This is a genomic window from Pseudanabaena sp. BC1403 (genome assembly GCF_002914585.1).
Lineage (GTDB): Bacteria > Cyanobacteriota > Cyanobacteriia > Pseudanabaenales > Pseudanabaenaceae > Pseudanabaena.
The window spans coordinates 31,254-51,635 of record NZ_PDDM01000013.1; the positions used below are offsets into that span (position 1 = coordinate 31,254).

General features: G+C 41.2%; 19 protein-coding genes. 2 read left to right on the forward strand and 17 right to left on the reverse strand.

What is annotated here, in order from left to right:
• Positions 1-26 precede the first annotated feature (26 nt).
• A complete protein-coding gene (gene lysS, locus CQ839_RS13055; protein ID WP_103668723.1) occupies positions 27-1,628 on the forward strand; it encodes a lysine--tRNA ligase in 1,602 nt (533 codons plus the stop codon).
• Between the two features lie 33 nt (positions 1,629-1,661).
• Here the strand turns inward: lysS and CQ839_RS13060 are convergent, their stop codons facing one another.
• The 8 genes from CQ839_RS13060 to CQ839_RS13095 form a co-directional block, all read right to left on the reverse strand.
• Complete coding sequence (locus CQ839_RS13060) at positions 1,662-2,375, reverse strand: hypothetical protein (protein WP_103668724.1); 714 nt, start codon at positions 2,373-2,375, stop codon at positions 1,662-1,664.
• Complete coding sequence (locus CQ839_RS13065; protein WP_103668725.1) at positions 2,372-3,265, reverse strand: ABC transporter permease; 894 nt, start codon at positions 3,263-3,265, stop codon at positions 2,372-2,374. Before CQ839_RS13065 ends, CQ839_RS13060 begins: the two co-directional genes overlap by 4 nt.
• Before the next feature lie 33 nt (positions 3,266-3,298).
• Complete coding sequence (locus CQ839_RS13070) at positions 3,299-4,003, reverse strand: GUN4 domain-containing protein (protein ID WP_103668726.1); 705 nt, start codon at positions 4,001-4,003, stop codon at positions 3,299-3,301.
• A gap of 165 nt (positions 4,004-4,168) precedes the next feature.
• Positions 4,169-4,726 carry a hypothetical protein gene (locus tag CQ839_RS13075; RefSeq protein WP_103668727.1) on the reverse strand — a complete coding sequence of 186 codons (558 nt, stop codon included), beginning with the start codon at positions 4,724-4,726 and terminating at the stop codon, positions 4,169-4,171.
• Between the two features lie 222 nt (positions 4,727-4,948).
• Positions 4,949-5,173 (reverse strand): addiction module protein, encoded by a 225-nt coding sequence (locus tag CQ839_RS13080; RefSeq protein WP_103668728.1) that lies wholly within the window; start codon positions 5,171-5,173, stop codon positions 4,949-4,951.
• Positions 5,174-5,275: 102 nt separating this feature from the next.
• The gene (locus CQ839_RS13085) at positions 5,276-6,676 is read right to left on the reverse strand and encodes an NAD(P)(+) transhydrogenase (Re/Si-specific) subunit beta (RefSeq protein ID WP_103668826.1); all 1,401 of its coding nucleotides are present in this window, start codon (positions 6,674-6,676) and stop codon (positions 5,276-5,278) included.
• Between the two features lie 18 nt (positions 6,677-6,694).
• Positions 6,695-6,985, reverse strand: a complete 291-nt coding sequence (locus CQ839_RS13090; RefSeq protein ID WP_094533598.1) for an NAD(P) transhydrogenase subunit alpha — start codon at positions 6,983-6,985, stop codon at positions 6,695-6,697.
• Between the two features lie 229 nt (positions 6,986-7,214).
• Complete coding sequence (locus tag CQ839_RS13095; protein ID WP_103668729.1) at positions 7,215-8,360, reverse strand: Re/Si-specific NAD(P)(+) transhydrogenase subunit alpha; 1,146 nt, start codon at positions 8,358-8,360, stop codon at positions 7,215-7,217.
• Between the two features lie 344 nt (positions 8,361-8,704).
• On the opposite strand from CQ839_RS13095, the gene cobT reads away from it, so the two are divergent.
• Positions 8,705-9,763 carry a nicotinate mononucleotide-dependent phosphoribosyltransferase CobT gene (gene cobT / locus CQ839_RS13100; RefSeq protein WP_103668730.1) on the forward strand — a complete coding sequence of 353 codons (1,059 nt, stop codon included), beginning with the start codon at positions 8,705-8,707 and terminating at the stop codon, positions 9,761-9,763.
• Between the two features lie 41 nt (positions 9,764-9,804).
• Here cobT and CQ839_RS13105 read toward each other — a convergent pair whose 3' ends face one another.
• From CQ839_RS13105 to pseG, 9 genes are all read right to left on the reverse strand, one after another.
• A complete protein-coding gene (locus CQ839_RS13105) occupies positions 9,805-11,013 on the reverse strand; it encodes a glycosyltransferase family 4 protein (RefSeq protein WP_103668731.1) in 1,209 nt (402 codons plus the stop codon).
• A complete protein-coding gene (locus CQ839_RS13110; protein ID WP_103668732.1) occupies positions 11,006-11,830 on the reverse strand; it encodes a glycosyltransferase family 2 protein in 825 nt (274 codons plus the stop codon). The genes CQ839_RS13105 and CQ839_RS13110 overlap by 8 nt, the downstream gene beginning before the upstream one ends.
• Positions 11,827-13,077, reverse strand: a complete 1,251-nt coding sequence (locus tag CQ839_RS13115) for a glycosyltransferase family 4 protein (RefSeq protein ID WP_103668733.1) — start codon at positions 13,075-13,077, stop codon at positions 11,827-11,829. The genes CQ839_RS13110 and CQ839_RS13115 overlap by 4 nt, the downstream gene beginning before the upstream one ends.
• 1 nt (position 13,078) lies before the next feature.
• A complete protein-coding gene (locus tag CQ839_RS13120; protein WP_103668734.1) occupies positions 13,079-14,593 on the reverse strand; it encodes a hypothetical protein in 1,515 nt (504 codons plus the stop codon).
• Positions 14,594-14,595: 2 nt separating this feature from the next.
• Positions 14,596-15,438 (reverse strand): methyltransferase domain-containing protein, encoded by an 843-nt coding sequence (locus CQ839_RS13125; protein ID WP_103668735.1) that lies wholly within the window; start codon positions 15,436-15,438, stop codon positions 14,596-14,598.
• Positions 15,439-15,463: 25 nt separating this feature from the next.
• On the reverse strand, positions 15,464-17,293 hold the full coding sequence (locus CQ839_RS13130; RefSeq protein WP_103668736.1) for an ABC transporter ATP-binding protein: 1,830 nt from the start codon (positions 17,291-17,293) through the stop codon (positions 15,464-15,466).
• Between the two features lie 2 nt (positions 17,294-17,295).
• Positions 17,296-18,348, reverse strand: coding sequence for a pseudaminic acid synthase (pseI, locus tag CQ839_RS13135; protein ID WP_103668827.1), 1,053 nt, complete (start codon positions 18,346-18,348; stop codon positions 17,296-17,298).
• Between the two features lie 25 nt (positions 18,349-18,373).
• Positions 18,374-19,198 (reverse strand): bifunctional 2-polyprenyl-6-hydroxyphenol methylase/3-demethylubiquinol 3-O-methyltransferase UbiG, encoded by an 825-nt coding sequence (locus CQ839_RS13140; protein WP_103668737.1) that lies wholly within the window; start codon positions 19,196-19,198, stop codon positions 18,374-18,376.
• A gap of 144 nt (positions 19,199-19,342) precedes the next feature.
• Positions 19,343-20,380, reverse strand: coding sequence for a UDP-2,4-diacetamido-2,4,6-trideoxy-beta-L-altropyranose hydrolase (gene pseG, locus CQ839_RS13145; RefSeq protein ID WP_103668828.1), 1,038 nt, complete (start codon positions 20,378-20,380; stop codon positions 19,343-19,345).
• Between the last annotated feature and the right edge of the window lie 2 nt (positions 20,381-20,382).

Genomic DNA, 20,382 nt, shown 5'->3' on the forward strand with positions numbered 1-20,382 from the left:
TGAAAGACCTTCGGATAATTACCACTATGTTTTGGGCGGATAAATTTGCAGCAGATGCAAGCGGCGATCGCATTATAGTTAACGATTCCAAAACCCCCTCTGGGCGCGTTCATGTCGGCTCATTGCGCGGGGTTGTGATTCACGATGCCATTTATCGCGCCCTCAAACACGCAGGTAAACCTGTAACTTTTACCTACGGCGTTGACGATTACGATGCGCTCGACACTGTACCCCACTATTTAGATCAAGCTAAATTTGCACCCTATCTGGGACAACCTCTCTGCAATGTTCCTTCACCTGATGAGACAACAGCTACCGATTACGCCAAATACTTCATGGGCGAATTTCTAGAAGTATTCGAGCATTTAGGCGTGCGTCCCGAAATTTATTACCTGCGCGATCTCTACCGTTCAGGCAAGATGAATCAATATATTGATTTGTTCCTGAATAATGCTCACCTCGTGCGCGAAGCTTACAAAGAAGTTAGCAAAGCCGATCGCCCCTCCAATTGGTATCCCTTCCAAACCATTTGCGAAAACTGTGGCAAGATCGCGACTACGGTTGTCACTGACTACCAAGACGGCAAAGTGTTTTACACCTGTCAGCCCAACGCGATGGAGTACGTCAAAGGCTGTGGTCATACAGGCTGGATCTCGCCCTTTGATGGCAATGGCAAATTGCCTTGGAAAGTAGAATGGGTCGCTAAATGGGAAGTTGTTGGTGTATCGATCGAATTGGCGGGCAAAGACCATTCCCAAAAAGGTGGCTCTCGCGATGTCGCTAACTCCATTTGCCGCAAAGTTCTCAAAAAGAATCCACCTACCCATGCACCCTACGAATTTATTTTGGTAAATGGAACCAAGATGAGTTCTTCTAAAGGTGTCGGTTCCAGCGCTAAGGAAATCGCAACTCTTTTACCACCTGAACTACTGCGCTTCTTGATGCTGCGGACTCAGCCTCGCAGCGTGATCAATTTCTCGCCGAACTACGAGACAATTACTCGTTTATTCCGTGACTATGACACCTTGATTGATAAATATCAGGCAGATACAGTCAAAGATGAAAAGACGCTGGAAGACTTGGTTCCTTTAATCTATTCGCAATTAAATACAGAGGAAAAAGTCTCAGGTTATCAAGCTTTTGATTTCAGCACCTTAATTTCCTTGCTGCAAATCCCTCACCTCGACCTCGAAGCTGAGATTGCTGACAGAAGTGATAATCCCCTCAGCGATCGCGACTGGGAAGTAGTACGCGATCGCATCCGCGTCGGCAAGAAATGGTTGCAAGACTATGCCGATGAAGAAGAGAAGTTGGTTCTCTATCTGGACTCGATGCCTGACAAAGCAAGTAACCTCACTGCCGCGCAGATCAATTATTTTGAAACACTAGTGACTAATCTCGAAGCTGCTGATCATTGGGATGGAGAAAAGTTGCAAACCTTGCTATTTAGTACCTCAAAGCAGGTAGAAATTTCGCAAAAAGATGCTTTTGCCGCAGTGTATTACACCTTCTTAAATAAGGAGCGTGGGCCAAAGGCAGGAAGTTTACTTTCTTATCTGGATAAACCATTTGTGATTCAGCGCATCAAAGATGCGATCGCGCTTAATCTCACAGCTAGTAAATCCTAAAAAAAACGGCGCTTCGCGCCGTTTTTTTTGTTGCTATTTTCTTTTTCTAGGTTTAGGAAGAACTGTTTCAATTGAGATATCTTCGCTGAGTAGATAAGTAGCGGCTTTTTCACTGAGAAGCATTGCTTTAGCAAGTAGCGATCGCGCTGTACCACTCGCGGGCAAATAAAGCTGGATAATTTTGCGCTTGATCAATGGCGATGTTGCCGAAAGCGTACTACGCGCATTACGCCATTCGGCATCGGAGCGACAAAAGAGCCGCAGTGCTAAATCAACGGTCGGCTGTCGGCAATTAGTTTCATCATTATTGAGGAAAGTATAAATCCTTTCATAACGGCGACTAATCTCAGGTGCGAGACAGAGAATTAACAGATCGCGCTCAAAATGCCCTAACTCTAAGCGATCGCAAAGTGTAGGAATTGCGAGGTGGATATTTTGAGCGCGATTCACTTCAAGGCGATCGCCATAGCGCCCAAGAGGATGGATAATCTGTGGTGTATTTTTGGGTGCAAGACTGCCACCTTTAGATGGGTCGATCGCAATAAAACCTTTCCACCAATGACTAGTCGAGCGATCGGCGGCGGATTTTGCCACGCGATCGACTTCTTGATTGTTTTGACGTTGCTTAGCCAGCGATCGCATCAATACGCGATCGAGCCAAGCTAATTCCGCTTTCAGATATGACCAGTTATCGGCAAAGGGTTGAACCTCAGGAAAAGCAGGGACTTCACCTGTTTCTGGAATCATGCTACGCCTCGGCGCAAAGTACCACGGATAAATATGCTAACGAATATACCGAAACTCAATAAAGCGATCGCAGCATTAGCGATCGTCATATTTCCCCAAGGAGCCGTAAACACAACGCTATCCCATGCCCATGTGCTATGGCTGTACACATAACGAATTGGCTCGATCGCCCAAGATAGAGGATTGAGGCTCGCAATCCATTGCAACCAAGTCGGCATAAAAGCCAGTGGTGCAAGAGCTGTACTAGAGAACATCAAAGGCAAATTCACCAAGAAGATAAAGGCAAGCATCTCTTGATGTCCAGGCATAGCGAAAGCAAGTCCCAAACTCAACATCGTAAAGTCTACGATTAGCAACATCAAGATTAAAGACATTACCGCTAAACCACTTAGGCTCGGCAACCCCGCACCCATAAGTCCACTGACCGCTACGATCGCTAAAGTCTGCACCATACTTAGGGCAATGATAAAAATCGCGGAAGCGGCAATAATCGAAAATCGGGATACTAGGGGCGCGACTAAGATGCGATTGAGGAAACCAAATTCGCGATCGAATAGCATCGGCAATCCCGAATTAAGTGCGCTGCTAAAAGCCGTAAATACAATGATCCCCGCCGCTAAAAACTGCACATAGGTCTGACCGTCACCGACTAAACCTTTGGGCAACCCACTAAACAATGCGCCAAACAGCAATAACCACATCAATGGCTGCAACACCCCTGCGATCAAAGTTGTAGGGCGGCGACGTAGTTGGATAAATAGGCGCGTAGTTAAAGCTGTCACTTCTTGACGAAAATCAGCCCACCATAAGCTTGGCTGCGGACTTTCTGGTTGCGAGAATTGATGGCTTTGTGGTTCTTGGATTAAAGGTGGAAGGGGAGTTTGAGTCATATCGTTATCTGTACAGATGAGCCACAATATCTATCATAATCCACACATAGCCGAGCGCTTTGCAAACTCACGATAGGTATAGGGCTGGAAATTGTCAAAATCCGTTTTCCAATAAATACCCCAAGAAGGATAATAGCCCTCTGGTAATTGAAGCCCTTGTTTCAAAAACTTGGTATCCCCTCGTCCCATTCTGTCTGGGATTCCAGTTGTAAAGTTCCAGATATCATCAGCGAGGCAAGTCTCCGCACATCTTCCTGGTATTGTAGATTTACATTTCTGCCTACAAATTTCCCTGGATTGTCCAGAATTGGATAAATTTTCCTCTCTTTCCACAATTAGTCTTTGTGCATTAAAGCCAAAGCGTCCTAAGCTAGCTTTTTGCCATAGGCGATCAATTGTTGTGAGATCGGTGCAAGGAAAATTAAGGATATCTTCCCTACTCATTGGCATAAATATCTCCAAATCACTAGCTTTCGCTAATAATCGTCCTGTTTCTCGATCTGCTTTTTCCCATTGTTTTGCTTCTAGTAGCGATCGCAGTGGGCGATAGTCAATATTTCGCACCGATGGCAAGGATTGCATAATCGTTTCATCTGATGGTTTGTTAAACTGCCAGATCGGATTTTCTAGTAAGTAGGGATAGGCATTTTTTAACCAAAGCCATCCTGCGCCAGTAGCGATCGCTGTAAATACACCAATGAATATCCATTGCGTTTTCCCCAGTTTAGGAATTGCCATTATGAATTTACTTTTTAGAAACTGAAACGATTAAATACTAGATTTTTAAAGAGATATAGGGGTTTTACATAATTCTTATCGCTATTGCCCTTTTAGCTTAGACATAAAGCTTAAAAGAGAGTGGTGCTGCAAAGCAGCACCACTCTCTTTCCAAATTGGAGATAGCTAATTCTCCTCTGTCTTGGGTGGTCTGCGTAGTCGGATACCGATCGCGACAAGTCCTATACCAGATATGACATAAATGGGCGCAATGGAAGCAAAGCCAATTGTGGAGCCGAAGATAGACAAAATCCCAATAGGAAAAAGAACAGCCCCCGCACCAGATGTAATACACATTCCACTGATAATCTTTTTCGCTATAACAATGGGGTACTTTGGTTTGAGCAATGTCCAGCCCAAAGTACCAGCCGTTAATCCTGGCAGCCCAACCAACATAATCATATTGAGGAGATCTCCCCCTACCACCATTACAAATAGAGTAAAGGCAATCGCTGGTAAACCTCCCAAGATCAGCATCCAAGAGGCAATAGCACGAATTACTTCTAGGAAGCTAGTAGATCGATAAACCAAAACAGCGATCGCAATCATTGCCAATCCACCAACTGCAAACATCAAGGCAGCAAAGGAATTATTAAGACTGCTGGTATACAGCCACACCCCAAAAATTAATGAGGCTGTGCCAAAGACAAAAAGAAGTAATGCAAAAATTCTTCGTAAGCTCATAGCTAATAAATTTTCTGCTATTCAAATGTAACCAAGTAAATTAAAGCGCTCTGTACTGCGAAACGTAGAATGGGTTAGCGATCGCGTAACCCATAATTCTTGATCATATAGATGTAGATGCGTTAAGACATAAAACCCAAAATAGAGTTGCGACGCAACTCTATTTTGGGTTTTATACTACATTGGCTATAGCTATATAACTAGCGCAGAATAATCAGACTTTTAACCATTACTTCGACTACGAATTCTTGCTTTCACTGAATCCCAAGAACTTGCTTCACTTACATCTTTTAAATGAGCGGCTTTTCTTTTTGTTAATTCTTCTTTCTGCCAATCAAGTATAGGAATATTTGCTGGTTGAGATGCAATGTTATCCCAAAGATCTTCAAGAAGCTGTAGTTTCTCAGAAGTCTCTAGTTCAAAAATTGGCGCAAATTCTACTGGCATAAATTTATCAGGTGTAGAAATTATGTTGCTATTTTACGTTATTCCTATCTGAGATGACAGCCAACAAAAAAAGAGACTCGCAAAGCGAGTCTCTTTTTTTCGTTAAATTTGCTTTAACTCATTTGCAAGTTTGCCAACCATGTCCTTTGCACCACCAAACAACATCATCGTTTTTTGTTGATAGAACAGGTCATTTTCCACACCTGCAAAACCAGCACTCATGCCTCGCTTAATCACGATCGCATTTTTGGCTTTATCCACATCTAAAATTGGCATCCCATAAATGGGGCTAGCTTGATTAGTTCTTGCCGCAGGATTGACCACATCATTCGCGCCGATAATCAATACCACATCGGTATTCTCAAATTGAGTATTGATATCGTCCATGTCATAGAGTTGCGAGTAAGGCACATTAGCCTCCGCTAGCAACACGTTCATATGCCCTGGCATCCGCCCCGCAACTGGATGGATGGCAAACTTTACTTCTACACCTTTGCGTTCGAGCATATCCGATAACTCACGCACAGCGTGCTGCGCTTGAGCGACTGCCATGCCATAGCCAGGCACAATTACCACCGATCGCGCATAGCCCAACATCATCGCGCATTCTTCAGGGTCAATAGTTTTCACGGTTTTGTTGCTGCTGTCGCCTGCGTCACCATCTGTGACTAAGGTTGTACCAAAGCCACTAAATAGCACATTGGGAAGAGTACGGTTCATAGCCTTACACATAATTTGGGTAAGGATCAAGCCTGAAGCACCGACTAATGCACCTGAAATAATCAACACATTATTCATCACCACAAAGCCAGCGGCACTAGCAGCAACCCCTGACAGAGAATTCAGCAGTGAGATTACCACGGGCATATCACCGCCGCCGATGGGGATCACAAACAATACACCAACTAGGAGGGAAATGATATTTATGCCAATGAATGCGACCAGATCAGCAGGATTGGCAATCAGCATCGCTGCACCAACGACAAAAGTGGCTAGCAGCAGAATATTGATGGTTTGCTGATAGGCAAATCGAATCGGTGCGCCCTTCATGATTCCTTGCAATTTAGCAAAGGCAATCATGCTACCCGTAAAGGTAATATTGCCGATGAGAACACTAGCGGTAATTGAAAGATTATCGACCAATGGCAATGTCAACCCATGACTGACTACCCGCCAATATTCGCCTACAGCTACTAAAGATGAAGCCAAACCGCCCAACCCATTGAGCAAGCCGACCATCTGGGGCATATCGGTCATCGCAACTTTGTAAGCAATCAGAGAACCGATCGCCGAACCGATCGCGATCGCTACCAAAATCAGGCTATAGCTCAACACTTGCTTGTCAAGTAAAGTAGCTACAACCGCTAGCAACATGGCGATCGCACCCAGCAAATTTCCCTGACGTGCTGTAGCAGGCGATCCCATCTGTTTGAGACCAATCATAAATAAGGAAGCTGCCACCAAATAGGTAAGCTGAATCCCCGTCGGGACATAATCCAAAATATTTTCTAGCATGGTGCTTTACGCCTCTTTCTTTTTGAACATTTGCAACATGCGATCGGTAACCAGAAATCCGCCAACAACATTGATCGTGGCGCAGACTACCGAGATCAGTCCTAAAATTACAGAAAGATTGGGATTCACATCGCTACCTGCCACAATCAAAGCACCAATGACGGATATACCTGAAATGGCATTAGACCCTGACATCAGGGGAGTATGTAATGTTGGCGGAACCTTGTTAATTACTTCAAATCCTGCAAAGGAAGCAAGAACAAAGACAAATAGAGCACTAATTAATGATTCGTTCATAGTTGTTTAACGAACTTGTTGACTTCAGTGCCAACAAGTTCAAATCAATTGAATGTGAATTAAAACTTAAACCCAGTAAGGGTTTTCAAGAAACCATTTAAGAATTGTCTAGATCCCCCCCAGCCCCCCTTAAAAAGGGGGGAGAATTAAATTCTTCCCCCTTTTTAAGGGGGATTGAGGGGGATCTCTTAAAGCTTTTGACCGCAGAAAGTACTTCTTAAATGGTTTCTTAGACAGCGACTGCTAGTTGAGATAGAGCATCTTTAACGCGCTGATTGCGAATTTCGCCAGCATGAGTGATACAGGTACTGCTGATAATATCGTCATCAAAATCAAGATCCAGTTCGCCTTTCTTAATCAAGTGATTGAGAAGGTTGAGCAGATTTTTAGCGTATTTTTGAGAAGCATGAATTGGCATTGATGATGGCAAATTGATTGGTGAAATAATCATTGCGCCATGACACATTACATCCTTGCCAGCTATCGTACCTTCGCAGTTACCCCCCTGTTCGCCTGCCATATCCACAATGATCGAGCCACGCTTCATATGGGCAATCATGGCATCAGTCACCATTACTGGAGCTTTACGTCCAGGGACTTGGGCAGTGGTAATGACTATATCCGCTTCTTTAATATGTTTAGCGAGAATGACTTGAGCATGTTGTTTCGCTGCTTCGGAAATTTCTTTCGCATATCCACCATCGGCGGTCGTATCCTCATCCAAGGTTACATCGATGAACTTTGCACCAAGGCTCTGCACTTCTTCACACACCGCAGGACGAATATCATAGGCTTCCACCTGTGCTCCGAGACGACGCGCCGTAGCGATCGCCTGAAGCCCTGCCACACCTGCACCCAATACCACCACTTTTGCAGGTGGGATCGTTCCTGCTGCGGTGGTCAACATGGGGAGATATTTGGGCAATGCTGCGGCTGCGATCAGTACAGCTTTATAACCAGCGATCGAGGCTTGCGAGGAGAGCGCATCCATACTTTGAGCCCGACTGCTGCGGGGGATCATCTCCATACTCATTGCTGTTACCCCCTGATGCGCGAGGCGGCGGATTAGTTCAGGTCTACCTAAAGGATTTAGAAAACCAATTGTGATTTGTCCAGATTTAAACATGCTCACTTCTTCTTCGCGAGGTGCTCCCACTTTGAGCAAAATATCTGATTCATTAATCAGAACACTCTTGTCAAAAATAATCTTGGCTCCAACTTCTTCATAAGCTGCATCCGCAAAAAAAGATGATTCGCCAGCATGACTCTCGATCAAGACTTCCAAACCATTTTTGACCAAGCGACTCACCACTTCAGGAATTAGAGCGACTCTACGTTCTCCAAATTCTATTTCTTTGATTACGCCTATCTTCATTCATGCACCTTATTCAATTATCTTCACTTACCGAAATATATGATCGGGCAACCCAGATACAGCGCTTTGCACTTAAACCCGAACCAAGCAAATTTCTATAAGCGTCGCAAAGTAACACTTATAGAAATTTGCTTGTGGCTCTTTCGATCATAAATTGCTGTAAGTAGAGACAATTCATGAGTTGTCCTTACTTACAGCAATTTATTTAGGATTGCTATATGTGTTAGCTTCATTGTAAGAACCTAAATGTGCTCTTTTGGATACTTCTTCGGATAATCTTTAACTGTCTTAACGAAAGTACCGTAGAAATATTTACTTTCAATAACTTTTGCAAACAAGTCTAAATGATCAAGACCTACACACAACGCAAAAAAGCCAAGACTTGGCTCAAAAACTACCGTGGAAAACGTCCAGTATTTGCTTGTGTGCTGGGATTTACAGAGACAGGATTAATACCCAATATTTCCGCCGCAGGAGCAACTCCTGAGGATCGTAAATATACAGCGATCGCTGATGCTGAATTTCTTGCTACAGGAATTAACACCAGTTTCCCTTTACCACCCCTAGTTGCAGGAGCCTCACCAGTCCTAATTTCCCGTGCTGTTGTCGCCGCCCAAGATTTGCCGCTATTTATTTTTGATGCTGGTTTAGCGATCGCGCCGACTATTCAAGCGATCCCCCTCTCTGGATCACCTGCAAAATGTCTAAGTACAGGTAAAGCTTTGCCAATTGAAACTGTGCTGCAATTATTTGTCCAAGGTTTAGTATGGGGCGAAAAACTAGCCCAATCAGGCGCTTATGTAATCTTGAGTGAATGCGTAGTAGGGGGTACAACCACAGCTTTAGCCGTGCTGACAGCATTAGGAATTGCTGCTAAAGATAAAGTAAATAGCTCTCATTCCACTTGTAACCATGCGCAAAAGTGGGAAATTGTGCAAGCGGGATTACAGCACCTAGAGCAAACAGTCACTCCATTTGAAATAGTGGCGGCAGTGGGTGATCCCATGCAAATTGCGGTAGCTGGAATGGCGATCGCGGCCAGTCGTCATGCAGGAGTATTGCTGGCAGGCGGGACTCAAATGTTAGCGGTATACGCATTAGCAAGAGCGATCGCTGCCCATCAAAATCTTGTCTGGAATCCTGATGCGATTATTGCAGGCACAACCAGATGGGTTGCTGAAGATCCCACAGGTAATACCGTCGATCTAGCCCTAGCTGTGCAAGATGTGCCTTTACTAGCCACACAGCTAAGTTTTGCCAAGTCTAAGTTTGCACAGTTGCGCGCCTATGAACAAGGTTTTGTCAAAGAAGGTGTTGGCGCTGGTGGAGCAGCGATCGCTGCGCATTTATATCAAAATTGGACACAAGAAAAATTGCTGAGTGCGATCGAAGCCCAGTTATAATGGTGCGCGGCTTTGCTGCGCACTATTACACTATTAATCATTCACTGGGAAGGGTGTAGCACAGAACCATATATTTTCATTAATTGCTGATAGTTCGTAGAACGGGTGTAGAGTTCTTGGTATGTTTGATATGCATTCTTACCAAGAGTTTGCATGGCTTCGGGATTTATGCCGCACCAGTGCAATTTTTCTGTCCATGCACTAATGAGATCGCAAGGAATAAGAAATCCATTGTATTCTGAGGTGATTAGTTCCGATAAAGCACCCAAATCAGAGGCAATTACAGGTTTGCCACAAGCAAAGGCTTCGACAACCACACGTCCGAAGGTTTCATACCATTGAGAAGGTACAACGATCGCAGTAGCAGATCTCATAGAGATCGTCACTTGCGAAGGAGTCAAGTATCCTAAGAACTGCACATTTTTTAATTTCATCTCATCAACAAATCGCTGCAAATTTGATTGTTCAGAACCATCTCCGATAATCTTTAATTGCCAATCGAGCATGTTCAATTCAGCCCATGCTTGCAGCAGCGTCATTATGCCCTTCTCTGCGGATAACCTTCCCACAAATAAGAAGTTAGGATTTTCGAGCTGTACAGAGGGTAAAACTTCAACATCTACGAGATTAATCACATTTGGATTCACATAAAGACGATCGCTTCTAATACCGATCTCCTTAAGCTTTGCCGCAGCAAAGTGACTAGGTGTAATGAATGCATCCACATCTTTTTGCCATGTGCGCCGCCACCGATTGAATGTCACCATTGTCCAGACTGCTAAAGAGGCAATAGACGAATCCCGATAACAGCCATAACCAACGCCGCGCCAAGGATTGCGACCCACACAAGCTTCACAAATTTTGTCTTTTCTAAATAAGTACCCATTCAGACAACCTAACCGAAAGTTATGAAGATGCTGCACAGTCGGAATTTTTAGCGATCGCGCAGCAGCATGAATGGAAGGAGAGAACAATGGAAAAAAATTCTGGACATGGACAAGATCGGGTTTTAGTTTTTGAAGCTGCGATCGCATCTCGCGATAAACCTTAAAGCTCCAGACAGTTTCTACAAACAGTTTAAATTTATCGAACTTGGAATAAGTTTTAATAATGTCATTGTGCACTTCAATCAAGGTGACTCGATGACCATATTCACGCAGCATTTCCACGTCCGCTTTGGTAGCAGCATCTTCGCCTCCAGCATATTGATAGCGATTATGAAACATCACAATATGCAGTGGTTTAGACATAAAAGCGAATTAACCAAGAAAACATTTTAATAGTGAATAGAGGTAGTCCAATCAAAATACCATATTTATAAGTATGGTAATGAAACTGCGTAGGTAAATGATAGGGAGATTTATAATCCCAGAATATTGATTTTAAGGTGCGAGATTTTGCTTTCTGGACATAATTAGTAAAATTGTGAATAGCATCTTTTTCTTCAACCAAGTTTACCTTTGCAGCGCCTAAAATATAGGCTTTAAAACCTGATCTAGTAGCTTTTAACGTATACATACCGTCGCCAGCATATTGTCGAAATTTATCAGCATCTGGAGCACCAATTTTTTCAAATACATTCGCTGACATAGCAACACAATAGCCACTCAAACCATCCACATCCATAACTTCATTTTCTAATGCTTTAACTCTTATTTTTCCTTTAAATCCTGTTTCCACTAATAGCCTTGATTCAGCCTCATAACAAGCAGCACCAACAATTAAATTAGGATGTTTTTGTAAGAAATTCACTAATAGCTCTAGAGTGTTTAATTCAGTAAGACAATCATCATTTAGCCAAATAAAATGCGTTGCTCCTTGGTTATAGGCATATGTCATACCTAATGCGATCGCCCCTGTCCACCACAAATTCCCATCCCCCTTGAGAATAGTAACTTCAGGATAGTTTTCTGCAACTTCTTCGGCTGTGCGATCGCTAGAGCCATCATCAACAATAATCACATGATACTTCTGTAAATCACCATTAGTTTTTAGATTTTTAAGACAAGCTAAAGTAATCTTTTTGCGATTATAGACAGGGATAATTATATAAATTAATTTCTTCATGATTTTGAAGAATGACTAGACATAATTTCTTCAAACAAAGATAGATATCGTTTGGCTTGCAACTCTTGCGAGAATTCTTGTTCGGCTTTTTCTCTTGCTCGATATGATAATCTTTGCAGACGATCACTATCTTCTAAAACCCAATTAATTCCCTTTGCTAAATCATATGTATCAAGTGGCTTTGCTAAGTATCCATTCTGCTGATGATTAATAATATCACTTAACCCATTCCCATCAAATGCAACAACGGGTGTCCCACAAGCAAGAGATTCAGAAGCCGTTTGACCGAAGGCTTCCTGAAGTGAGGGAACAATCATGACATTTGCGGCTGAGTAAATAATTTGTAGGGTAATATCGTCATGTAGTTGTCCTAAATAGTGAGTTCTAAAACCCAAGTCTACAGGGGGATCTGGTTGTGAAGCCCCAAATATTGCTAACTCGATTTTGTCTTGATATCCAAATTGTCTAAGATGTTGCAAAGCAATTTTCAAAAGTTGAAAACCTTTTCTCAAATCATTGGTCGCTTGTATGGCTCCAAATAAGACAATCAGTTTATGCTGTGATAGATGTAATATATCTCGTGCAATTTTTTGAGGAATAGGCTTATATCGATTTATATCCAAACCGAAGGGAATGACTTCTATCCGTGTATCTTGAAAAATAGAGCTGGACTTAGCACATTTTGCTAACCAGTTACTAGGAGATACAATAGTAATATTGATATTCCTCCAAGCATTTACTTTACGCTTCCATACCCAACTTGATAAATCCTGATCTTTATAGCTATGGAGTTGTGGACAAGCACCACACGAATTTATATAGCGATCGCATGTATTACTATAATGACACCCTCCTGTAAATGCCCACATGTCCATCAATGTCCAAATCTTAGGTTGAGGTATCTTTGCCAAAGTTTCGATTTGAAAATAACCATCACAAACCCAATTTAAGTTAACGATATCAGGTTGATTTTGTTTGATTTTTGGCATTATATTATCTGGCAACCACTGCGGGGAAAAGAGTTGCTGCGTATTATCTAGTGTTAGTTTAGCTAAGCTAGGTCTAAACTTGTTCACTATCTTATCTAACCAAAATGTAGGTGCAATAACTGAGTAATCATCACTAACTTTAGTTTGCACCAACATCTTTGACTGCACCCCAATTCCCTGTAATCCTTTATGTAAGCGATAAGCAGCACGAGCTGCTCCACCCACAATATCGTAAGTATTGAGATGTAGAACTTTCATACTAGTGATTCCAATGTAAGTACTTGGTACTAAGTTTTCGCAATTTGATTAAAATTCTGGGGACAAAGCTGAGGGCGACTTCTTTCAAACTAACTTTTGCAAAATATTCTTTCCCTTCCCGATACAAAGAGGCTTTGTTGAGACTATAAACTCTTACATACTCCAGTGGATATCCCCACTGCTTTTGAAAAAAACCATACTTAACCACAGCTAACTCAGCATATTCTACACTTGGGAGAGAACGATGCTGCACATAATTATGCAGGATTTCCACTAGTTCATCGTGACTGCGCGGTTTGATTGAACCTCCTAAATCTTCATATATTGCTCTTCCCATTAAAATCGAAGGCTTACCTTTATAAACAGCTTCAATACCAACTGTAGAGTTAAAAGTAATGACAACATCACAAGCACTAATCAGATCGTAAGTGCTAATTGGTGATTCAGGTGAGATTATTTCTAAATGATCGAACTCTTGAGCAAGAACTTGTAAAAACTGTTTCTGGGTATTGTTCGCATTGGCTAGGTTGGGATGAATCCTTAGAAAAAAACGAATACAATCATTCTGATAAAAGCTATTGAGTAGTTGGTAGATGCCGTCATTCTGGCTTCTATAAATGGGATTGTCATACTCTGGAATTGTATTAAACTCGCCTTCCGATGAATTAAAGATGGCGACATTTACTGTTTTAGGCGTTAAACTTTGCGGTAATAAACCTTTTTGCTGGTTCTTCGTAAAATCAAACCACCAACTTTTAATCCGATTATGAATTCTTTCTTCGTACCATATATCAGCTATCTGTTTTTTTTCTGTTTCAGGCAATGGCGAAGTATTATAGATAAACTCTATTTCTGCTTTCATCACGTCTAAATCATGTGGATAAGCATTCTTGGTAAGAGAATATCGTTCTGGAACATCAGATGTTTCATGGACATAGGTGGTAATGTTTAACTTTTGAGCAAGCCTTAGTGCTGGTCGCATGGCAGCAAAAGAGCCATTAAACAAAATAAATTCGTCAGGTTGCTTTTCGATCAGATGTTTTTGCATAGAAAAATGCACGATCGCGCTAGTTACTAAGTAATTTCTGATTAAGTCTCTATGCTGATAAACATCTGGACGCGGTTCGTTTAGACAAAAAATCACCGATCTTAACGCTGCTAAGCCAATATCAGAACCTTCAAGCTCAATTTTGGTGAGCATATCTAACGAGGGAATTTCCAGTATACTAATTTCCTCAATCTTTCTCTGCTGTTCTTCAGTAATGGCATAAAAATCTTGCACTTCTATCCTTTCTTTTCCAATCCATTTTAAGCCTGAAAGTAGGCGAGATTGGCAAAAATGACAATTATGTTCGTAATGATAGGGATTGGGCGCACAAGCAGGTAACTTACCAGAGCAGGTTAGTAAGGTAACACTATATCCCTTTTGTAAATACTTTTCTACTAGTTCTAATCCAGTTTCAAAGTGTATGGGTGCAAGAGCAAATGGTATATACAGTAATGTTTTTTTGTTCACAGCTATGGTTTAATTCCTTCCATAAATAAAGAGTCTGGTCTTTTGACTAAGCCATCAAAAACATCTAGTTCATAAGTATTGAAATCCAGTATTTTACTTTCGTTAGCTTGGCAACAATGGATATCAACAAAGCCTACTTGGGTCAGCATTCTTTGGAGTGAGAATCTGTCATACATCCAGCGATGAACTTCTCCTGTATTACGAAATAATCCTTCATCAAAGGCATTATGTGCTTCTTTGCCAGCCACTAAGATGACCAAAGTTCTTGCGATCGCGATTCTGAACTTCTGAAATAGCCATGCCAAATTTTTAGATTTCAGTTTATCCCATACAGATTTTTGCTTGGATATTTCTTTACTTTGCCAATAGTTCTCTGCCGCAGAACCAATCCGTGACATTACAAAATCCTTATTCTTGATATTGCAATTATCGAGATAACTCCCCATCTCCCCACCACTGAAAGTACGTACTGCCTGATCATAAAGTTCCAACAGCATCCAGTCATAGCTAGACTCTGCTTGCAAATCACCTGATTTAACTTGTTCAAGAGCATAAAGATATTTTTTTGTAATTACTTCTAGGTCAGGTACGATGACTCTAAATATACCTTGAGGTTTTAGTACACGAAAAGCTTCAGCAATTACTTGGTGGGCTTCTTGCAATGTTAGATGTTCAATCATATGAGAGCTATAGCAAGCATCAAAATAGTTACTAATATAGGGTAAATTTTTACGGATATCATAGGCTTGCACTGCTGGTGATGCTGCAACCAAATCAATATTTATCCATGTAGGATGAAATGCTGAGCCGCAACCAATGTTTAGGAGTTTTAGATCTTGATGCATTAGAGTTTTGGGTGAGTGCAATCTTTTACGGAACGTTTGGATAGACTTTGTTGTGAGATTCGGACTGAGCAAGCAACTTGAACTCATTACTTTGAGATAACAGCTCATTGTATGTGCCTGAGCAAATTACTTGTCCTTGCTGCATTAAATAGAGACGATCGCAGTTTTTTACAGTACTCAAACGATGCGCAATCATAATCATCGTTTTTTGTCCACTCATAGATTCTAAGGCACACATAAACTCTCGCTCGGTCGTATTATCTAAAGCAGCAGTAGCTTCATCCATAACGATCACCTCTGGATTATGATATAGTGCTCTCGCAATACCTATGCGTTGCCGCTGTCCGCCAGATAATCGAATACCGCGTTCACCAACTAGGGTATCTAGTTGTTCTGGCAAGCCATGAACTAGCTCTTCCAACTGTGACGCTTTGATTGCAGCCCACACTTTTTCTTCGTTAATTTCATGACTGGCTAAGCCAAAGGCAATATTGTTCCTAATTGTATCGTCTGATAGATAGATACTTTGAGGAATATACCCAATTTGTCGTTGCCAACCAGCAAGATTAGTCAGAATATTTTTGCCGTCAACTGAAATTTCACCTTGACTGGGTGTGAGCAAACCCAAAATGATATCGACAATTGTCGTTTTACCTGCTCCCGATGAGCCAATAAATGCAATAGTTTGCCCCCTAGAAATTTCTATAGATATACCTGATAGTGATGGTTGAGAGACATTTGGATAAAGATAGTGAATATTTCGTAGTTCAATTGATTTTTTAAACCGAATTTCTGGGGCTACGAAATTATTTACTTCTTGTAGTGAATTTGATCTTATTTCTAAATAAACCAGATCTTGGTGAATAAGATCGACAGAATGTTTAAAATAACGAATATTAGTAACTGTGGAGACAATGCGTTTCGCTGAGGGCATAAGGCGTAAAGCCGCGATCGCAAATAAAGACAGCATCGGCAAAATAGATTGAATCTCTCTGCCTTGAATCAGACTAAAAATCACAATTAACAATACAGATGCAATTAATACTGTATCGATAAATAAATTAGGTAATTGGGTCGCAAGTCCCACAAATAGATTGGCTTTCCCAAATGCTCGTGTGCTTTTTGTAAATGCATCAAGAAAGAATGTTTCTCTACCCAATACCTTAGTTTCCTTAATTCCACCCAAACTTTGGTTAACCCATTGGATCATTTGTCCACTTTGCTCTTGGCGAATCAATCCCTGCCCACTCATTTGTTTGCGAATCGTTCCATTTAACCAAAATATCGATGCTCCCAAAAACATAGCTGCGATCGCAGATGATAATGGTTCAGCGATCGCTAGTAATATTCCAAGACAAATCATCACCATTATCTCAGTAACTAAAGTCAGCATTGGTATAAGTATACCCGCGAAAATTTGTGGAACTTCAGAAGTAACATTGCGAACCAAATCAGCGGAATTACGTTGCAGATGAAATGTATATGAGCTATTTAAGTATGAACGCAACAGACGACTTGATAAAGAAACTTGTTTTCTATATAGAAAATAATATTGCCAGTAGGTCAAGATCGAGAGGTAAATATTTTTAATTAAATAAATGGCTAATAGTGCAATACTTACCCACAGCAAAAATATTTGATGAGATGTTGCACCCGATTGGATATATAGCCAATTTAAAGTCTTTTGCTGCTCAATTATTTCAGGATTGCCTAATAAAGCCACAAATGCAGGAATCAAACCTACTCCAAGCGTCTCCAATCCTGCTCCCATGAGCATGAGCAAAAAAATTATACCTATTTGGATCTTTTCGCGATCGCTAAATAAATAGAAGAGCTTTTTTACTAATTTGCCCATATTTAAGCCAGCATTTCCCAACTCATAGGAGTTCCTTTCTTTACATCTTGTTTGACAGCTTTTCCTAATAAAACATCATAATATTTCGGTGCTAATCCTAATCCTGGCCGAATTGTTCTAAGATTTTCTGGCTTTAGAATGTCACCCTTTTGCATATCCTGAGAAATATATAGCGATCGCCGATACATGAGTGATTTCTTCTCAGCTTCAGTAACACCGTAACTAATTTTACCTAGTGCTTGCCACGCTCTTTTCGTTTCTATTACTAATTGGCGCATTTCTTCTGGCTCCATCGAAAAAGCTGAATCTACGCCTCCATCAGCTCGACTTAGTGTAAAGTGCTTTTCAATGACTGTAGTACCCAATGCAACGCTGGCTACAGCCACACCGATCCCAATCGTGTGATCTGATAGTCCCACTTGAACATCAAACAAATCACGCAAATGCGGGATCGTCAAAATGTTCGTATTCTCTGGAGTGGTGGGATAGGTGCTGGTACATTTGAGCAAAATAAGCTCTTCACAGCCTGATTCTCTTGCGGTTCTGACTGACTCATCGAGCTCTGCAACAGTCGCCATACCCGTAGAAATAATCATTGGTTTACCAGTCTTAGCAACTTTGCGGATGAGTGGGATATCAGTATTTTCAAATGATGCAATTTTATAGCAAGGCACATCTAATGTTTCTAAAAAATCGACAGCCGTGTCATCAAAAGGAGTACTAAAACCGATGATGCCTAGCTCTTTACATCGGTCAAATATTGGTTTGTGCCATTCCCAAGGTGTATAGGCTTGTTGATAGAGATTATAGAGAGAATTACCTTCCCATAGACTCTGAGGATCGCTAATAAAGAATTCTCTCTCACTAATATCGAGGGTCATTGTATCGGCTGTATAAGTCTGGATTTTAAGAGCATCTACGCCAGCCTTAGCTGCAGCTTCAACAATTTCCAGAGCTTTTCCCAATGATTGGTTGTGATTACCAGACATTTCGGCAACGATCAACGGAGGCTGTTTTTTGCCAATTTTTTTATCTAAAATGTTAATTTCTTTCATAAACTTATCTTGAGGGCTTTCTCGATCATCCATTCGTTTCTGCTGTTGATTTACGGAAAATGTAAAGTCTGTTCTGCCCAAAACCACCAAATGGATAGCCACATCCTTGGGCTGCAAGGTTCATAGTAACCTCTGCTGCTTTGACAATTGCTGGCTCGTCGTAGTGATCCTTGGTTGGATCAGCAGCAGTAAGTATGACGTATAGCATCAGATCGTGAAGACTACCAAAGTCATCTATTTGCAAAAGGTCTAACCCTCTACTACTACAGTAAGGGAGTATAATTTCTTCATCGAAAAATAGGTTAAATGATGGAGGATTCCTCTTTGACAGACCAACAGCCTCACGAGCATCATTCTGATTTCTGTAGGTCTGTTGACTATTTTCTAACATTAGAAAAACTCCTCCTTGCTTTAAAGCCTTACAACAATTATCAATTGCCTTTTTCTGCAGCTCAATATCTGTAAGGTTGATAATGCAGCGATCTGTCGTGACGATGTCAAATTCAGCATTGTATGGCAATGTAAGAACGTCTGCAACTTCAAAACCAATCATTTTTTGCTGTTCTTGGCTAAGCTTCTGCGCATTGAGAATAGCATTCTCAATCATCTCTTTTGAGTAATCTACTCCAACGACAGTTATATTGGGAATGTTTTCGATAAAAGCAATTCCGTTGTAGCCATTGCCACAACCAACATCAAGAATTTTTGACCCAGGAACTAAATGTTTCATGAGGGCAAAAATCTCAAGCTGTTTGATAGTCATGCTCTTTGTGGTGGCTCTCAAAGAAGTGCCAAATTCTTTTGCCCAGCTATCCCAGTGTTTCTTAACCTGCCCATAATTCATTGTCATTGTATTTTCCTAATTTCGCGTTCTCTCAATAGTGAGTTTGCAACTCGATATGCTTTAATAATCAGTTTTGTTATTCTACATATAATGTTTTACTATTTACCCCAGACATTTTTTTGCAAATATATTGCATACAGTAAATTCGGGCTAAGCTATCATATCAGCAATTTTTGAGACAATGCGCATTACGCCCTCTCCATCTACTATCTGCTGTCCTTGCTGGCTCATTTTTTTTTGGTTGAGGCGATCGCATATCAACTTCTGCAATGTAAAACTAATCCATTCGATAGACAAATCTTGATGCCATCCTAGATTTGTAATCACTCCTTGTCGATCAAGCTCGGCTATACTCTCCTTCTGATTATCCGCTACTGTAATCACGAGACTAGGCAATCCCATAAATGCTAATTCCCAATTAGTTGAGCCACCCGCAGCAATCGCTATGTCTGCCCAAGCCATCAACTCAGGCATATTACTAACATTCCGTTGCAAAGTAATTAGTGTTCTGGATTTTGCAACTTCAGCCTGTAATTTCTCATAGTGTGGGTTGCTGCCACCGACAACAACAATAACTTCTAAATTATTACTTTTTACTATTTGTAAAGCTTGAATGACTTTAAGGGTGACATTATCAGGATCGCTACCACCTAAAGTGACTAATATTTTTGAGGCGATCGGATTTATTACTCTTTGCCAATTTTTCCAAGACAAGAATTCTTTTCTAAGTAGAACGTACTGCGTACCTAATAATAATTGAGTATATGGTTCTCGACTTTGATATAAGTCTATCTTAGCTGAAATATTTTGATTTAAGATTAGATCAGCGTAGTAGTGATCGGCATGACCATTATCATCAAAAAACAATAAGCTAACATCAAAATTCTTAATAGCTTTTTGGTAAGCTGCTCCAAAGTGATATCCATCTAAAATTATCCATTGAGCAGAAAATTGCTGACACAAATCTAAGGTTTGCTGAGCATCTTCATTACTACCAGCTTCACCTGACAAATATACAACTTCCATTCCTTCAAATCTTAATCTCGCTTCTAAAGATGGAGATTTATTTGCTAGCATAAATATAGCTTGACCTCCTAGAACTCGCCATGTCTGTGATAATGCTAAGCAACGCATGACATGTCCTGTGCCAATCTGCGCAGAAGCATCAGCTCTAACTATGATATTCATGT

What these genes read in the sequence shown, in the direction of transcription:
- lysS (WP_103668723.1), top strand. Translation starts at nt 27, where the DNA reads ATGTTTTGGGCGGATAAATTTGCAGCAGATGCAAGCGGCGATCGCATT.
- CQ839_RS13090 (WP_094533598.1), bottom strand. Translation starts at nt 6,985, where the DNA reads ATGAACGAATCATTAATTAGTGCTCTATTTGTCTTTGTTCTTGCTTCC.
- CQ839_RS13065 (WP_103668725.1), bottom strand. Translation starts at nt 3,265, where the DNA reads ATGACTCAAACTCCCCTTCCACCTTTAATCCAAGAACCACAAAGCCAT.
- CQ839_RS13070 (WP_103668726.1), bottom strand. Translation starts at nt 4,003, where the DNA reads ATGGCAATTCCTAAACTGGGGAAAACGCAATGGATATTCATTGGTGTA.
- CQ839_RS13105 (WP_103668731.1), bottom strand. Translation starts at nt 11,013, where the DNA reads ATGTCTAAACCACTGCATATTGTGATGTTTCATAATCGCTATCAATAT.
- cobT (WP_103668730.1), top strand. Translation starts at nt 8,705, where the DNA reads ATGATCAAGACCTACACACAACGCAAAAAAGCCAAGACTTGGCTCAAA.
- CQ839_RS13080 (WP_103668728.1), bottom strand. Translation starts at nt 5,173, where the DNA reads ATGCCAGTAGAATTTGCGCCAATTTTTGAACTAGAGACTTCTGAGAAA.
- CQ839_RS13095 (WP_103668729.1), bottom strand. Translation starts at nt 8,360, where the DNA reads ATGAAGATAGGCGTAATCAAAGAAATAGAATTTGGAGAACGTAGAGTC.
- pseI (WP_103668827.1), bottom strand. Translation starts at nt 18,348, where the DNA reads ATGAAAGAAATTAACATTTTAGATAAAAAAATTGGCAAAAAACAGCCT.
- pseG (WP_103668828.1), bottom strand. Translation starts at nt 20,380, where the DNA reads ATGAATATCATAGTTAGAGCTGATGCTTCTGCGCAGATTGGCACAGGA.
- CQ839_RS13075 (WP_103668727.1), bottom strand. Translation starts at nt 4,726, where the DNA reads ATGAGCTTACGAAGAATTTTTGCATTACTTCTTTTTGTCTTTGGCACA.
- CQ839_RS13110 (WP_103668732.1), bottom strand. Translation starts at nt 11,830, where the DNA reads ATGAAGAAATTAATTTATATAATTATCCCTGTCTATAATCGCAAAAAG.
- CQ839_RS13060 (WP_103668724.1), bottom strand. Translation starts at nt 2,375, where the DNA reads ATGATTCCAGAAACAGGTGAAGTCCCTGCTTTTCCTGAGGTTCAACCC.
- CQ839_RS13115 (WP_103668733.1), bottom strand. Translation starts at nt 13,077, where the DNA reads ATGAAAGTTCTACATCTCAATACTTACGATATTGTGGGTGGAGCAGCT.
- CQ839_RS13125 (WP_103668735.1), bottom strand. Translation starts at nt 15,438, where the DNA reads ATGCATCAAGATCTAAAACTCCTAAACATTGGTTGCGGCTCAGCATTT.
- CQ839_RS13140 (WP_103668737.1), bottom strand. Translation starts at nt 19,198, where the DNA reads ATGACAATGAATTATGGGCAGGTTAAGAAACACTGGGATAGCTGGGCA.
- CQ839_RS13130 (WP_103668736.1), bottom strand. Translation starts at nt 17,293, where the DNA reads ATGGGCAAATTAGTAAAAAAGCTCTTCTATTTATTTAGCGATCGCGAA.